Below are 14824 nucleotides of genomic sequence, written 5' to 3'. Positions count from 1 at the left end.
CGCCGCGGGCCCGCCTCCCCGGACGACCGGCAGCGGCCCGGTGGCGAAATCGTCCGCGGCCGGCCGTACCTGGACGGGTCGCGGTGGCGGCAGGTCGACGGCACGCTCGATCGAGGTCAGGCTGACAGCGATGAGCAGCAGCATGGTGACGATGCTGATGCCGACGATCAACGGCACGAGCAACTGCATGGCGCCCGACCCCTCGGGCGGACCGTGCCGGTGTCCGGCCTGCGCTTCGACGCCCGCCATGCCGATGTAGTGCATGCCCGAGGTGGCCAGCGCCATGATCGCCGCCGCGCCGACGGTGCTCAGCATTCCCCGGACCCGCACCGCGAACCACAGCGCGCCGATCGCCGCCGCGACGGCGACCAGCACCGACAACACCACCCATACCGGCTGGTACTCGATCGTCGCATTGGTGCGCAACGCGGCCATCCCGGCGTAATGCATCGCGGCGATGCCCGATCCGGTCACCGCGCCGCCCGCGACCACCACTGTCACCGAGGGGCGCGGGCGCACCACCAGGAACAGCCCGAGCCCGCTGAGCGCGATCGCGCACACCGCGCTGAGCACGGTGATCGGCACGTCGTAACGGACTTCGGCACCATGCACCGAGAAGCCGAGCATGGCGATGAAGTGCATGACCCAGATACCTGCTCCGCCGATGGACAGCGCGGACAGGGTCAGCCATACCGGCTTGCTCGTGCCCGAGCGCGCGCGCATGGCGCACTGCAGTCCCAGCAACGACCCGGTGAAGGACATGACATAGGCCAGCAGGGGCGTCAACCAGCCGTAACTGAAGTGGTGAATGTCGAGCACTTGTAAACCCCAGAGCCGGGCCGAGACCCCCGGCGATGACGAATGATTGCGACAGACTGTACGTCAGGCAGACGTGGACGGGGCAGCGAAAGTGCGGCGCCGAGAAGTGGTCTCGATCACGTTTGAAACGCGAGTTCGTCGGTTCACGGCTCGCGTGCTCCCGCTACGGCGGCCTGCTGCGCCGAGCCCCCGGAGACGGGCATCGAGAGACGACGACGCCCGGCGGTGGTTACCGCCGGGCGTCGCCTGTCGCGGGGTGCTAGTCCAGGTAGTCGCGCAGCACCTGGGAGCGGCTCGGGTGGCGCAGCTTGCTCATCGTCTTGGACTCGATCTGCCGGATGCGCTCGCGGGTCACGCCGTAGACCTGACCGATCTCGTCCAGTGTGCGCGGCTGACCGTCGGTGAGGCCGAAACGCAGTCGCACCACGCCGGCCTCGCGCTCGGACAGCGTCTCCAGCACCGACTGCAGCTGATCCTGCAGCAGGGTGAAGCTCACCGCGTCGACCGCGACGACAGCCTCGGAATCCTCGATGAAATCGCCGAGCTGGCTGTCGCCCTCGTCGCCGATGGTCTGATCCAGCGAGATGGGCTCGCGGGCGTACTGCTGGATCTCGAGAACCTTCTCCGGGGTGATGTCCATTTCCTTGGCCAGCTCCTCCGGGGTCGGCTCACGGCCGAGATCCTGGAGCAGCTCGCGCTGGATGCGACCGAGCTTGTTGATGACCTCGACCATGTGCACCGGGATGCGGATGGTGCGAGCCTGGTCGGCCATCGCGCGGGTGATCGCCTGCCGGATCCACCAGGTGGCGTACGTCGAGAACTTGTAGCCCTTGGTGTAGTCGAACTTCTCCACCGCGCGGATCAGACCGAGGTTGCCCTCCTGGATGAGGTCGAGGAACGCCATGCCGCGGCCGGTGTAGCGCTTGGCGAGTGAGACCACCAGGCGCAGGTTGGCCTCGAGCAGATGGTTCTTGGCCCGGTTGCCGTCGCGCACGATCCAGTTGAAGTCGCGGCGCATCGCGACCGGCAGCTTCTCGCCGGTCTCGGCGAACTCGCGCATCTTCTCCGCCGCGTACAGGCCGGCCTCGATCCGCTTGGCGAGCTCGACCTCCTCCTCGGCGTTGAGCAGCGCGACCTTGCCGATCTGCTTGAGGTAGGCGCGCACCGAGTCGGCCGAGGCGGTGAGCTCCGCATCCTTGCGAGCCTGGCGCAGGGCCTCGGATTCCTCCTCGTCCCAGACGAAGTCGCCGGACGCCTTGTCGGCGGCGGTGGGCTCGTCGGCTTCTTCCTCGGCCGCGTCGTCGGTGGCCTCGACCAGCTCGCCGTCCTCGGCGAGGTCGGTCTCGTCCACCTCGATGTCGTCGAGATCTTCGAGGTCGATGGCCTCGTCGTCGATCGGCTCGTCGACCCCGGGCTCACCGTCGGGGCCGGCCTTCTTGGTGGTGGCCTTCTTCGCAGGTGCCTTCTTGGCAGCGGCCTTGGTGGCCTTCTTGGCGGGCGCCTTCTTGGCAGCGGCCTTCTTGGCCGGTGCCTTCTTGGCGGCAGCCTTACGGACCGGCCGAGCTGCGGTGGGTTCTTCGGAGTCGGCGTCGGCCGAACCGGCGGTCTGACGGGTCGTGGCTACCACGTACGCCCTTTCGTGACGGTCTCGTGCGGCGTCACGCCAGAGTTGTGTTCCGGCGGAGCGGTCTGTCGGGTTTCACCGGCGGAGGGCCGGTCGGGCTCCGGCTCTCCGCCGGGCGTGTTCCATTGTAACTATCCGACCAGGGTACTCATGGCACGATGCCGCCTTCCCGCGCGCCGGTCCCTGGCCGGGTTCGTTCGGCGCGCGCAGGTCACGGGACCAGGTGTGTCTCCACGGCCATCGCCGCGCCCACGATTCCCGCGGTGTTGCGCAGGCGCGCCGCGACCACCGGAGTCCGGTTGGTGAGCAACGGAATCCAGCGATCGGCGTCCCGGCTGATGCCGCCGCCGGCGACGATCACGTTCGGCCAGAACAGATCCTCGAGACCGGAGAGCACGGTGGATACCTCCACGGCCCACTGCTCGTAGCCGAGACCGAGCCGGTCCTTCACCGAGGCGGCGGCTCGGTGCTCGGCCTCCATGCCGCCGATCTCGAGATGGCCCAGCTCGGAGTTGGGCACCAGGGTGCCGTTGTAGAGCAGGGCCGAGCCGATGCCGGTACCGAAGGTCAGCAGCAGCACCAGACCGCTGTACTCCGCCGCCGCGCCGTAGCGGTCCTCGGCCAGCCCGGCCGCGTCCGCGTCGTTGAGCACGGTGACCTCGCGACCGCCGAGCGCGGTGGAGAACAGTGCCCGCGCGTCGGTTCCGATCCAGCTCTTGTCGATGTTGGCGGCGGTGCGGGTGATGCCGGCCAGCACCACCGAAGGCATCGTGATGCCCACCGGGCCGTCCCAGCCGGCCTCGGCAACCAGTCGGGCGGTGGTGGCCGCGACGGCCTCGGGAGTCGACGGGCGCGGCGTGGCGATCTTGATCCGCTCGTGGACCAATTCGCCGGTGGCCAGGTCGACCGCGGCGCCCTTCACGCCACTGCCGCCGATATCGATACCGAATGCGTGCCCCCGAGCGGACATGACAACCCCTCGCTCTGCGTAGCCGACCTTTGTGATGACAGGCGATTATGTCCGATCCCGGCGCCGAGTGTCCTATCGCACGGGGCAACGCGCGTTCCCGCCCGCCCTGCGGTGGGTCACGCGCCGCCCCTCGCGTCCGGATCTGTGGTAGCGATGGAGGCGTGCCGCACTCCACACGATCAGCAGCCGAAGTCGTCGCCGAATCGCCCGATACCGTCGCGGACCTGCGCCGCACGGCCGTCGCGCTCGCCGAACGGGCCGCCGCGCACGTGCGTGCCCGCCGCCCGGAGGTCTTCGGACCGGGGACCGGCGAGCGCTCGGACTCGGTGCGAACCAAGAGTCACGCGACCGATCCGGTGACGGTGGTCGACACCGAGTCCGAGCAACTGATCCGCGACCTGCTCGCTCGGTGGCGTCCCGGCGAGGCGATCCTCGGCGAGGAGGGTGGTGGCAGCCTCGGCGACGAGGACGCGGTGGCCTGGGTGGTCGATCCGATCGACGGGACGGTCAATTTCCTCTACGGCGTGCCCGGCTATGCCGTCTCGGTGGCGGCCATGCGCGGCGGCCGATCGCTGGCGGGCGCGGTGGTCGACGTGGCGCACGCCGTCACCTACAGCGCCGGTCTCGGCGCGGGCGCGACCGCCACCGCCGCCGACGGGACGGTCGAGCAGCTGGCCTGCTCACAGGCAGGCGAGCTGGAACTGACGCTGGTCGCGACCGGATTCGCCTACGGCCGCGGCCGCCGTACCCGCCAGGCCGAGATCGTCGCCCGGGTACTGCCGCAGGTTCGCGACATCCGCCGGTTCGGCGCGGCCGCCCTCGACCTGTGCCATGTGGCCGCCGGCCGGGTGGACGCCTACTACGAGCACGGCCTCAACCCGTGGGACTGGGGCGCCGGTGCCCTGATCGCCGCGGAAGCGGGTGCGCTGCTCACCCTGCCGCCCGCCTCGCACACCGGCACGCAGGGTGATCTGGTGGTCGCCGCGGCTCCCGGAATCGCCACCGAACTCGTGGCGATGCTGGACGCGGCGGGCGCGACGCAGCCGATTCCGGACCGCTAGACCGGCCCGAGCACGGGAACAGACGCCGAGGCCGCGCTCCGATCGGAGCGCGGCCTCGGTGGCAGAGGGGTCGGTAGGAGCGCGGGCTCAGCAGTGTGCGGTGCGCGCCGCCGCCAGCAGATCGATGTCGATCTTCGGGCTGTCGCCGGGGGCCGGGTTCTTCAGTGCGCGCAGTACTTCTTCGGCGTCGGTGTTCGGCTGTACGTCGCGGAAGAGCGAGCCGAGCACCAGGTCGACGGTGTCGTCCTCGCGCTGGTCCTCGATCAGTTCGGCGCACGGCGCGACCAGTTGGACCGATGCGGCGGCCGGCCTGCCGTTCACGCCGAAGCGGATCTGACCGGTGCATTCGAGATCGCCGTTGGTATAGATCGGATCGTTACCGTATTGGGTGTCCGGGGTGCTCGCGAAACCCAGATCACCGAGGCGGGAGGCCACGTGCGCGGCCTGGCCGCGCTGGTTGTTGGCATTGAGCACACGCACCCTGGACTCGGCCAGCGCCGCGGGATCGACATCGCGCAGCCAGGAGGCGCCCACCCGCTGCCCCAGCGCGGGAGCGGGCTCGGCGCCCGGCTCCGTCGCCGGGCTCGGCGAATTGCACGCCATCGCCGTGGTGTCGGTGTTCTCGGTGGTCAGCGCCTTGATCCAGACGATCGAGCAGATCAGTGCGAGAACGCCGAGCATGATGAGCCACGCGCGCGGGCGACGCCGAGGATAGAGGCGACCCTGGGGATCGGTCGCGCTGCCTTCGGTGATCAGTGAAACCACCAGCACACTCTACGAAAACTGTGACCCGTCGCGGCGCTTGGTCTCGAAGCGTCGGCCGGTCGGTGTCGATTCCCGATCGGTTTCGCCACCGGTGTGTTTTGATTGCGACTTTTCTCGGTGGGTCCGCTATTGTCTGGCGGCCCAGATCGAATCATCGGCGGAGAATTCGGTGGTCGGTCGCGGGAACAAGTAGGGCATGTCCTGCGTTTACCGAGCGCAATCGGGTATGGACCCGTGGGGTCCGTCCTGATGCGCGAGGCGGAGCACGTGTGATGTGCACCACCGGCGGGGCGGTTCGGGTCCATGCGGTTCCCGATGGGAATCGCCGCGTGGGCGCTGCCGGTCCGGGATATACGGAGTAAGGACGAGGGGAAGACGACATGGCAACCGACTATGACGCACCGAGGCGTACCGAATCCGACGATGTGTCGGAGGATTCGCTGGAGGAGCTGAAGGCTCGTCGCAACGAGGCGCAGTCCGCCGTCGTGGATATCGACGAATCCGATACCGCGGAGTCGTTCGAGCTTCCCGGCGCGGACCTGTCCGAGGAAGTGCTTTCGGTCCGGGTGGTGCCCAAACAGGCCGACGAGTTCACCTGTTCCAGCTGCTTCCTGGTGCACCACCGGAGCAGGTTGGCGAGCGAGGCGGGCGGCCAGCTGATCTGCATGGATTGCGCCGCCTGAGCGTCGGCGTCATCGACAGTTCGGCCGGCCTCCCGGTCGGGCCGAGCGGGAGATTCTCACCCCGCGCTCGGTAGGCCGAGCGCGGCCAGAACCTGTTCGGGTTCGCGCGTGCTGACCAGCCAGTAGGGCGTCGGATCGTCCGGATCGTCGAGTACGAGCAGCACCATGGGCCCCACCCAGGGGCGGTGCTGGACGTAGGCGGCCGGGTCGAGCTGACGGCCGAGCGCCGCGCTCTTGGCGGTGGGTGCCACCACGGCGGCGCGCGAGACGAAGTTCACCGGCAGGTGAGCCGGACCGACGTGCAGTTCCGGTGTACCGGACGCGTCGGGGGCCACCTGTACCTTGTGCCTGCTCAGCCAGAACAGGACCCACACCGGCACCGGGAACAGGCAGACATAGGGCACCCAGCCGTAGGAGCCGCCCATGGCCATCTGGATCTCGGCCGCCAGCAGGGCGGTGACGCCGAAGCCGATCGGCCACCACCACCAGGGCACCCAGAGACGCTCACGGTAGGCGGTCACGGTGCTGTCGCGAGGCTCGGTCGTCGACGGGTTGGGCTGGTCCGACACATTTCCACAGTAAGTCACCGTCACGGCGGCGCGCCGCTCAGGTGCGCGTAGGCTCGTCCGATGTGAGCGCACTTTCAGCGATACCGCTGCGGCGACTGGACCCGGGAATCCCGGTACCTGCCCGCGCCCATCCCGGCGACGCCGGGGTGGACCTGTGCACCACCCAGGACGTCGTGCTGGCGCCGGGTGAACGCGTGCTGGTGGGCACCGGCATCGCTGTCGCCCTGCCGGTCGGCACGGTGGGGCTGATCCATCCGCGTTCCGGGCTGGCCGCCAAGACCGGCCTGTCGGTGGTGAACACGCCGGGCACCGTCGACGCCGGCTATCGCGGCGAGATCAAGGTCTGCCTGATCAACCACGATCCGCGCGAGCCGATCGAGCTGCGCCGGGGCGACCGGATCGCGCAGCTGCTCGTGCAGCGCGTGGAATTGGTGGATTTCATCGAGGTCGACGAGCTCGACGACACGACACGTGGCGCCGGTGGCTACGGCTCCAGCGGTGGTCATGCGAGCTTGACACCGGGCGCGCAGCACGTGGCGCGGGCCGGCCAGGAGGGGTGACATGGGACTTTTCGGTAAGAAGAAGCGTGGCAGCGACAGAACCGGCGCCGGCGACGAATACGGCGACGAGGCGTACGACGATTACGAGTCCGGTTACGCGCAGGGCTATGACGACGCGGATTACGACGACTACGACGAGGGCTACGACGCCCCCGCGCCTGCGAGCATGTCGGAACAGCGGACCGGCCCCTACGACTACGACGATGTCGCCGAACTGCTGGAGAACGTCACCGATCAACGCCTCGACCTCGGCTCGGTGATCCTGCCGGTACCCCCCGGCGGTCAGCTCCAGGTGGAGATGACGCCCGACGGTGCGCCCCAGGCGGTGCACCTGGCCACCGAGCACGGTCGCATCACCGTCGCGGCCTATGCAGCGCCGAAGTCGCCCGGTCAGTGGCGCACCGTGGCCGCCGATCTGGCCGAATCGCTGCGCAAGGACGGCGCACAGGTCTCCGTGGAGACCGGTCCGTGGGGCCGGGAGTTGCACGCCGCGACCGCCACCGCGGACCTGCGGTTCATCGGTGTCGACGGCTATCGCTGGATGGTGCGGCTGGTTGCCGCCGGCCCGTCGGGCGCAGCCGCGGACGGCCTGCCCCTGGTCGCCGCCGCCCGGGCGATCATGTCCGAGACCGTGGTACGTCGCGGCACCGATCCGCTACCGGTGCGCGATCCGCTGCCCGTGGTGCTGCCCGCGCAGCTGGCCGAACAGCTCGCCGCCGCGCATCAGGCCCAGGTCCAGGCCCAGCAGCAGCAGGCGGCCCCGCAGCCGCAGCCGGTGCCGACCCCGCAGCCGGTGCCGCAGGAACCCCGTCGTGGAACCGGCGGCTCGGCCATGCAGCAGCTCGGCCTGAACTGAACCGTCGGCCCCGAACACGACCGCTCCGGCGCGATCCGCGTCGGAGCGTTTCTCTTTCAGTGGAGCGTGCGAAGCCGGACTCCTCCCGCCTCGGGCTCGGCCCGGCGCCGCGCCAGGGCGGCGAATCCCAGCTCGCCGAGCACCCCCGGATCGGCGCCCAGCTCGTCGAGGGTGAGGCGATCCAGCGTCGCGCCGGGGATCAGCTCCGCCCAGCGCTCACCCACGGCCAGCGGATGGACCGGATCGTCGGTCGTGGCGACCACCGCGACCGCGACGCCCACCGCCGCGAGCCGCTCCGCGTCGGGCCAGGCATAAGCCGCCGCCTCTGTGAGGGCATCGGGCAGCAGCGGCCACTGCGAACGCCACGATTGCGTCAGCGCCGCAGCCAGCCAGCCGGGGCTGCTCGCACGCATCTGCTCGAGCACGGCCTCGAGTCCGTCGGTACGCAGGCTCGCCGCCGTGTACGCCGCGGACAGCGCCGCCGGGCATCGCGCCGAGTCGGGTCCGGTCCACGCGGGCAGCGCAGCCACCACCCCGGCGACGGACTCGGATCCGCTTCGCTCGGCAGCCCATTCGACGGCAACGGCGGCACCCAGCGAAATCCCGGCGACGAGGACCGGGCCGTCCGTGGCCGCCTCGTCGAGCGCCGCGCGGTAGCTCGCCACCACGGCCCGCGGGTCGGGCTCCACCGCGCGGAACCGCAGGCCGTGCGCGGCGGCCGCGGGCTCGAACGCGCGGCGGGCGAAATCGGCGTCGGAGCCGGTGCCCGGCAGCGCGACCACGGACGGGCGAACGGACTGTCTCGGGGCCGCCTGGTGTGGTGAGTGGAACACCGGGCCGAGCGTAGCGGGGGTGCCTCGAGGGCTCTACAGTGGCGGTGTACGACTCAGAGCAGGAGTGCTTGCCATGCCATCCCCAGCCTCGGGTTATTTCCGTCGCTTGAGCCGCCGGTTGACCGAGGACATCGATCAACTCGACGCGGAAGAACTCGCCGAGACAGCCGACGCGTCGGGCGCGTGCCGGGTGGCGGATTGCCGTCGCGGTGAGGAAGTCACCATGCTCGGCCGGCTCCGCAGTGTGGAGGCATGTTCCAAGTCGGCGGGTGCGAGTGTGCAGGCCGAATTCTTCGACGGTACCGACGCGATCGCCCTGGTCTGGATCGGCCGACGCCGGATTCCCGGCATCGAGCCGGGACGGCGCCTGCTGGTGCGTGGTCGCATCGGCGAACGCGACGGCCGCAAGGTGATCTTCAACCCCTACTACGAATTGCGCGGGAACAGCTGACACGTATGCCATCCAGCCACGACAACGGCGCCGACTTCGGCGTGCAGGCCGACGCCCCCGTCCGGGCCACCGGACCCGAGCGGCAGACCTCCTCCGACACCCGATCCGAGGTCGCGGATGTCGCGCGCACCGAGCAGACCCTGCTCGAGCAGATGGGCGGCTTCGGCGGCATCATCTACTCGACGGTCCCGGTGGTGGTCTTCGTCCCCGTCAACAGCTTCTTCGGGCTCACCGCAGCACTCTGGGCCGCGCTGGGAACGGCCGCGGCCGTCCTGGTCTGGCGGTTGATCCGCCGTAGCCCGATCCAGCCCGCGATCTCCGGCTTCGTCGGCGTCGGCATCTGCGCGTTCATCGCCTGGCGGATGGGTGAGGCCAAGGGCTACTTCCTGTTCGGCATCTACACCAGCCTGGTCTACGCAGCCGGGTTCGTGCTGTCGATCCTGGTGCGCAGACCGCTGGTCGGGGTGATCTGGGGCGCGCTGAACGGCCACGGCTCGGTGTGGCGTTCGGACCGCGCCCTGGTGCGGCTGTACGACCTCGCGACCGCCACCTGGGCGCTGGTCTTCGGTGCCAGGTACCTGGTGCAGTCCCAGCTCTACGACTCCGACCAGACGGGATGGCTGGCCGCCGCGCGTATCGGCATGGGCTGGCCGCTGACGGCGGTCGCGTTCGGTGTCACCATCTGGGCGGTGCGGCGGGCCGGTCACCTGCCGGTGCGCTCCGGCGCGTAGTCGCGGGACCGAGTTCGGGGCGCCACAGCGTCTTCGACCGGACGGGGTGGGTGTGAAAGCACCGTAGAGGTGGGCAGGTACCCACCCTGGGGTACCTGGTCGCCCGGCTCCTTTCATCGGACGATCGTTCTCGACACGAAAAACGTGAACGATTTCCCGAGATTGGACCGCACCGATGACTGTCGAGCAGACCCGCACCAGGAATCACGCCCACACCCCCGCCGGGCCCGCGCTCACCGAGAGCCGCCGGGTGGCCGCCGAGGTGGATGAACTGATCGGCCCGGCCGCCGCGGGCGACGAGCGTGCCATCTCCGACATCCTGCGCGCGATCCACCCGCTGATCCGCCGCTACTGCGGCGCCAAGCTGGGCAACACCGCGCACCTGCAGGTCACCGTCGACGATGTGGTGCAGGAGGTGCTGATGGCAACGGTCAAGGCCATGCCGCGCTACCAGGACCAGGGCAAGTCCTTCCTGGCCTTCGTCTATGGCATCGCCGCCAACAAGGTCGCCGACGCCTTCCGCCGCTCCCAGGTGCACCCGGCCTACCCGATGGCCGAGGTGCCCGATGCCCCGACTGCCGAGGCAGGCCCGGAGGAGTGGGCGCTGGCGCTGGAGCGGCGCGCCGCCACCAGGGAACTGATGAAGGTGCTCGCGCCGGCCCATCGCGAGGTACTGGTCATGCGCATCGTGCTCGGCTGGTCGGCGGCCCGCACCGCCGAGGCCATCGGCACCAGCCCCGGCGTCGTGCGGGTCATGCAGCATCGCGCGCTCAACAAGCTGCGCGCCCAGTTCGCGACCGCCGCGTGAGCCGGACCGACCGGGCGCAGGCGTATCGGGGTGTTACGGCCTGATGCCGTGGTCGGCCAGCGCCACGCGCAGATCCTCCTCGGCTTCCACCGAGGTCACGAACAACAGCTCGTCCTCGCCCTCGAACGGATCGTCGGCCTCCGGCACGATGACCCGGCCGCCGCGCAGGATCGTCACCAGCGCGGCGTCGCGCGGCAGGGTCAGCGCGCGTACCGGCTTGCCCGCGAGCGCGGTATCACTGGGCAGCGTGATCTCCACCAGATTGGCCTGACCCTGGCGCAGCGTCATCAGGCGCACCAGATCGCCGACCGAGACCGCTTCCTCCACCAGCGAGGCCAGCAGCCGCGGGGTGGACACGGCCACGTCCACGCCCCAGGCCGAATCGAAGAGCCACTCGTTGCGTGGGTCGTTGACCCGCGCCACCACCCGGCGCACGCCGAACTCGGTCTTGGCGAGCAGGCTGTGCACCAGATTGACCTTGTCGTCGCCGGTCGCCGCGATGACCACCTCGTAGCTCTCCAGCTCGGCGTCCTCGAGCAGTGCGAGTTCGCACGCGTCGGCGTGTACCCACACCGCGTCCGGGATGGCCTGGTGGTCGATGTGGTCGAGCTGGCGTTCCAGCAGCATCACCCGATGCCCGCCGCGCAGCAGCTCCCTGGCGATGGAGCGCCCGACCGCGCCCGCACCCGCGATGGCCACCTTCATGATCAGTCCTCTTTCACCGGGGGCTCGCCTGCCACCGCGACGGCCTCGCCGACCCGAGCGGAGGGCACCGCCACATAGACGACGTCGTCGGCCTGCACGATGGTCTTGTTCTCCGGCAGCAGCGCCTGCCCGAACCGCAGCACGAACGAGACGCGCCCGCCGACCGCGCGCTCCAGATCCTGCACGGTGCGACCGAACCAGTCCTCGTGCAGGGTGAGCTGGGTGACCGCGACCGTTCCGCTGGGCTCGCGCCAGGTGGTGGTGCCGGTGTCGCCGATGATCGTGCGCAGGAACCGGTCGGTGGTCCACGGCACGGTGGCGATGGTGGGAATGCCGAGGCGCTCGTAGACCGCGGCGCGCTTGGCGTCGTAGATCCGGGCGACGACCCGTTCGACACCGAAGGTCTCGCGTGCGACCCGCGCGGAGATGATGTTGGAATTGTCACCGGAGGAGACCGCCGCGAAGGCGTCGGCGCGTCCGACTCCCGCGCGGGTCAGCACGTCGCGATCGAAGCCGACGCCGACCACGCGCTGCCCGGTGAAATCCTCGCCGAGACGCAGGAAAGCACTGGAATCCCGGTCTACGACCGTGACCTCGTGTCCGACCCGGACCAGGGCGCGCGCCAATGACGAGCCGACCCGCCCGCACCCCATGACCACTACGAACACCGCACAACCCCTCGTTCCTGCCGATACCGTCGCACGCGCCCGGCGTGCCCGGGACGGTCTCTCGGGACCGGGCGAGCGGCGGTGCGCTCACAACCTACCCGGCCCGGTTGCCCGTGGGCCGGTTTCCCCTATGTGATCAGCGCCAAACCGGGTGTGCGGCGAGTCTGCCGACCCCCGGCGCGATCCACCGTCCGGGGATCTATGCTCGCTCCAGTGTCCAAGTTGACGACGGCAGCCAAACGCATGCTGCTGGGTAGGCCCTTCCGCAGTGACTCGCTGGGGCATACCCTGCTGCCGAAGCGGATCGCGCTGCCTGTCTTCGCCTCCGACGCGTTGTCCTCGGTGGCATACGCGCCCGAGGAGATCTTCCTCATGCTGTCGGTCGCGGGTGTGTCTGCCTACCTCTACGCGCCGTGGGTGGGGCTGGCGGTCGCGTTCGTGATGGCGATCGTGGTCGCCAGTTACCGGCAGAACGTGCACGCCTACCCTTCCGGCGGCGGCGACTACGAGGTGGCCACCACGAATCTGGGCCCCAACGCGGGGCTCACCGTGGGCAGCGCGCTGCTGGTCGACTACGTGCTGACCGTGGCTGTGTCGATTTCGTCGGCGACCACCAACATCGGTTCGGCGATCCCGTTCGTCAACACCCACAAGGTGCTGTTCGCGGTCGTTGCCATCGCGATCCTGACCGCGCTCAATCTGCGCGGCGTACGCGAATCCGGCACCCTGTTCGCGATCCCCACCTATGCCTTCATGTTCGGCATGTTCGTCATGCTCGGCTGGGGCCTGTTCCAGACCTATGTGCTCGGCGAACCGCTGCGCGCCGAGTCCGCCGGGTTCACCTTGGAGGCCGAGGAGGAACACCTCTACGGGCTGGCCTTCGCGTTCCTGATCGCGCGCTCGTTCTCCTCGGGATGCGCCGCGCTCACCGGGGTCGAGGCGATCAGCAACGGTGTGCCCGCCTTCCGCAAACCCAAGTCCCGCAACGCCGCGACCACGCTGCTGCTGCTGGGCCTGCTCGCGATCACGATGCTGATGGGCATTCTCGTGCTGGCGCAGAAGATCGGCGTGGTCTACGCCCACGACACCGACCATCTGATCGGCGCCCCCGCGGACTACCACCAGAAGACGCTCGTCGCCCAGCTCGCCCACACGGTCTTCGCGGGCTTCCCGATCGGGTTCTTCTTCGTCACCTTCGTCACCGCACTGATCCTGCTGCTGGCGGCCAACACCGCGTTCAACGGTTTCCCGGTGCTCGGCGCGATCCTGGCCCAGGACCGCTACCTGCCGCGTCAGCTGCACACCCGCGGCGACCGGCTGGCCTTCAGCAACGGCATCCTGTTCCTGTCCGGCGCGGCGATCGCCTTCGTGGTGGTCTTCGGCGCCGAGGTGACCAAACTGATCCAGCTCTACATCGTCGGCGTGTTCGTCTCGTTCGTCCTGAGCCAGACCGGCATGCTGCGGCACTGGACGCGACAGCTGCGTACCGAGTCCGATCCGTCGCATCGCGCCAGGATGAAGCGCTCTCGGGTGGTCAATGCCATCGGACTCACCGCCACCGGCACGGTGCTCATCATCGTCATCGGCACCAAATTCCTCGCCGGCGCCTGGATCGCGATCCTGCTGATGGTGGTGATCTTCGTCGTGATGAAGATGATCCGCAGGCACTACGACGCGGTCGCCCAGGAACTCGCCGAGTACGAATGGGATCCCGTGCTGCCCAGCCGGTCGCACGCGATCGTGCTGGTCTCCAAGCTGCACCTGCCGACCCGGCGGGCACTGGTCTACGCGCGCGCCACTCGCCCGGACATCCTGGAGGCGATCACCGTCAATGTCGACGACGAGGACACCAGGGCGCTGGTGCGGGAATGGGAGCGCAGCGATATCACGGTGCCGCTCAAGGTGATCGAATCGCCCTACCGCGAGGTCACCAAGCCGGTGCTCGACTACGTCAACCGGGTGCGGCGCGATTCACCGCGCACCGTGGTGACGGTCTTCATCCCCGAATACGTGGTGGGCCGGTGGTGGGAGCAGGTTCTGCACAATCAGAGCGCGCTACGCCTGAAGGGCAGGCTGCTGTTCGAGCCGGGCGTCATGGTGACCAGCGTGCCGTGGCAGCTCAGTTCGTCGGTCTCCGCCAAACAGCCCGGGGTGGTCGACGCGCCGGGGTCGGTCCGGCGTGGCTACGGCGACGAGCAGTGACCGGCAGAACAGCATGACCGGCGGACAGCGGTGACACGGGGACCGGTGGGGACGACACGAACGGTAGTGATCAGGTGAGCGACTGGCTGGGCGAGACCTTCGAGATCCGGCTCGGCCCGCCCGGACACGGCGGGTTCTGCGTCGGCAGGCACGAGGGCCGGGTGGTCTTCGTCCGGCACGGACTGCCGGGGGAACTGGTGCGCGCGCGGGTCACCGAGGACGCGGGGGGCGGCTTCTGCCGGGCGGACGCCATCGAGATCCTGGAGGCCTCCGCCGACCGGGTGCCGAGCACCTGCCCGGTCTCCGGCCCGGGTGGCGCGGGCTGCTGCGATTTCGCCCACGCGACGCCCGCCGCCCAGCGCGCGCTCAAAGCCTCGGTCGTCGCCGAACTGCTGCGCCGGATCGGCGGTCTCGATCGCGAAGTGACCGTGGAGCCGATCTCCGAGCGCACCGCCGAAGCCACCGGCAATTGGCGTACCCGGGTCCGGCTGCCCGTCGATGCCGCGGGCCGGGCGGGCA

At 69.6% G+C, this 14824-nt stretch carries 17 protein-coding genes; 9 read left to right on the top strand and 8 right to left on the bottom strand.

What is annotated here, in order from left to right; translation table 11 throughout:
• The 3 genes from ON26_RS17450 to ppgK form a co-directional block, all read right to left on the bottom strand.
• Positions 1 to 819, bottom strand: an 819-nt coding sequence (locus ON26_RS17450) for an MHYT domain-containing protein (RefSeq protein ID WP_051027181.1), incomplete at its 3' end; no start/stop codon positions are given.
• Between the two features lie 259 nt (positions 820 to 1078).
• Complete coding sequence (locus ON26_RS17445) at positions 1079 to 2446, bottom strand: RNA polymerase sigma factor (protein ID WP_040797240.1); 1368 nt, start codon at positions 2444 to 2446, stop codon at positions 1079 to 1081.
• Between the two features lie 208 nt (positions 2447 to 2654).
• Positions 2655 to 3413, bottom strand: coding sequence for a polyphosphate--glucose phosphotransferase (ppgK, locus tag ON26_RS17440; RefSeq protein WP_040797239.1), 759 nt, complete (start codon positions 3411 to 3413; stop codon positions 2655 to 2657).
• 161 nt (positions 3414 to 3574) lie between these two features.
• On the opposite strand from ppgK, the gene ON26_RS17435 reads away from it, so the two are divergent.
• On the top strand, positions 3575 to 4474 hold the full coding sequence (locus tag ON26_RS17435) for an inositol monophosphatase family protein (RefSeq protein ID WP_281032400.1): 900 nt from the start codon (positions 3575 to 3577) through the stop codon (positions 4472 to 4474).
• Between the two features lie 87 nt (positions 4475 to 4561).
• Here the strand turns inward: ON26_RS17435 and cei are convergent, their stop codons facing one another.
• Positions 4562 to 5239: an envelope integrity protein Cei gene (gene cei, locus ON26_RS17430; RefSeq protein WP_040797244.1), complete on the bottom strand. Its 678-nt coding sequence runs from the start codon at positions 5237 to 5239 to the stop codon at positions 4562 to 4564.
• A 380-nt stretch (positions 5240 to 5619) separates the two neighbouring features.
• Here cei and ON26_RS17425 point away from each other — a divergent pair, with 380 nt between their 5' ends.
• Entirely contained in the window at positions 5620 to 5922 is a 303-nt protein-coding gene (locus tag ON26_RS17425) for a DUF4193 domain-containing protein (RefSeq protein WP_040797238.1), read from the top strand.
• Between the two features lie 56 nt (positions 5923 to 5978).
• On the opposite strand, the gene ON26_RS17420 is transcribed toward ON26_RS17425, so the two are convergent.
• The gene (locus ON26_RS17420) at positions 5979 to 6491 is read right to left on the bottom strand and encodes a DUF3093 domain-containing protein (RefSeq protein WP_169333726.1); all 513 of its coding nucleotides are present in this window, start codon (positions 6489 to 6491) and stop codon (positions 5979 to 5981) included.
• Positions 6492 to 6553: 62 nt separating this feature from the next.
• Between ON26_RS17420 and dut the strand changes: the two genes are divergently transcribed.
• Both dut and ON26_RS17410 read left to right on the top strand, forming a co-directional pair.
• A complete protein-coding gene (gene dut / locus ON26_RS17415; protein ID WP_040797236.1) occupies positions 6554 to 7051 on the top strand; it encodes a dUTP diphosphatase in 498 nt (165 codons plus the stop codon).
• A gap of 1 nt (position 7052) precedes the next feature.
• Positions 7053 to 7907 (top strand): DUF3710 domain-containing protein, encoded by an 855-nt coding sequence (locus ON26_RS17410; RefSeq protein WP_040797235.1) that lies wholly within the window; start codon positions 7053 to 7055, stop codon positions 7905 to 7907.
• Positions 7908 to 7963: 56 nt separating this feature from the next.
• Here the strand turns inward: ON26_RS17410 and ON26_RS17405 are convergent, their stop codons facing one another.
• Positions 7964 to 8740, bottom strand: coding sequence for an alpha/beta fold hydrolase (locus ON26_RS17405; protein ID WP_051027180.1), 777 nt, complete (start codon positions 8738 to 8740; stop codon positions 7964 to 7966).
• 73 nt (positions 8741 to 8813) lie between these two features.
• Between ON26_RS17405 and ON26_RS17400 the strand changes: the two genes are divergently transcribed.
• From ON26_RS17400 to ON26_RS17390, 3 genes are all read left to right on the top strand, one after another.
• Positions 8814 to 9191: an OB-fold nucleic acid binding domain-containing protein gene (locus tag ON26_RS17400; RefSeq protein WP_040797234.1), complete on the top strand. Its 378-nt coding sequence runs from the start codon at positions 8814 to 8816 to the stop codon at positions 9189 to 9191.
• A gap of 5 nt (positions 9192 to 9196) precedes the next feature.
• Positions 9197 to 9922, top strand: a complete 726-nt coding sequence (locus tag ON26_RS17395) for a DUF3159 domain-containing protein (RefSeq protein ID WP_083884163.1) — start codon at positions 9197 to 9199, stop codon at positions 9920 to 9922.
• A 175-nt stretch (positions 9923 to 10097) separates the two neighbouring features.
• Entirely contained in the window at positions 10098 to 10730 is a 633-nt protein-coding gene (locus ON26_RS17390; RefSeq protein WP_051027179.1) for a sigma-70 family RNA polymerase sigma factor, read from the top strand.
• 33 nt (positions 10731 to 10763) lie between these two features.
• On the opposite strand, the gene ON26_RS17385 is transcribed toward ON26_RS17390, so the two are convergent.
• Both ON26_RS17385 and ON26_RS17380 read right to left on the bottom strand, forming a co-directional pair.
• Entirely contained in the window at positions 10764 to 11435 is a 672-nt protein-coding gene (locus ON26_RS17385; RefSeq protein WP_040797233.1) for a potassium channel family protein, read from the bottom strand.
• 2 nt (positions 11436 to 11437) lie between these two features.
• Positions 11438 to 12103, bottom strand: a complete 666-nt coding sequence (locus ON26_RS17380) for a potassium channel family protein (RefSeq protein WP_040797232.1) — start codon at positions 12101 to 12103, stop codon at positions 11438 to 11440.
• A 213-nt stretch (positions 12104 to 12316) separates the two neighbouring features.
• Between ON26_RS17380 and ON26_RS17375 the strand changes: the two genes are divergently transcribed.
• Positions 12317 to 14305: an APC family permease gene (locus tag ON26_RS17375; protein WP_040797231.1), complete on the top strand. Its 1989-nt coding sequence runs from the start codon at positions 12317 to 12319 to the stop codon at positions 14303 to 14305.
• A 74-nt stretch (positions 14306 to 14379) separates the two neighbouring features.
• On the top strand, positions 14380 to 14824 hold a 445-nt coding region (locus ON26_RS17370), incomplete at its 3' end, for a TRAM domain-containing protein (RefSeq protein WP_040797230.1).

This window comes from Nocardia higoensis NBRC 100133, assembly GCF_000308595.1.
GTDB classification, from domain to species: domain Bacteria; phylum Actinomycetota; class Actinomycetes; order Mycobacteriales; family Mycobacteriaceae; genus Nocardia; species Nocardia higoensis.
The sequence above is the reverse complement of the archived record's forward strand: the minus strand, read 5'-3'. Positions and strand labels throughout refer to the sequence as shown.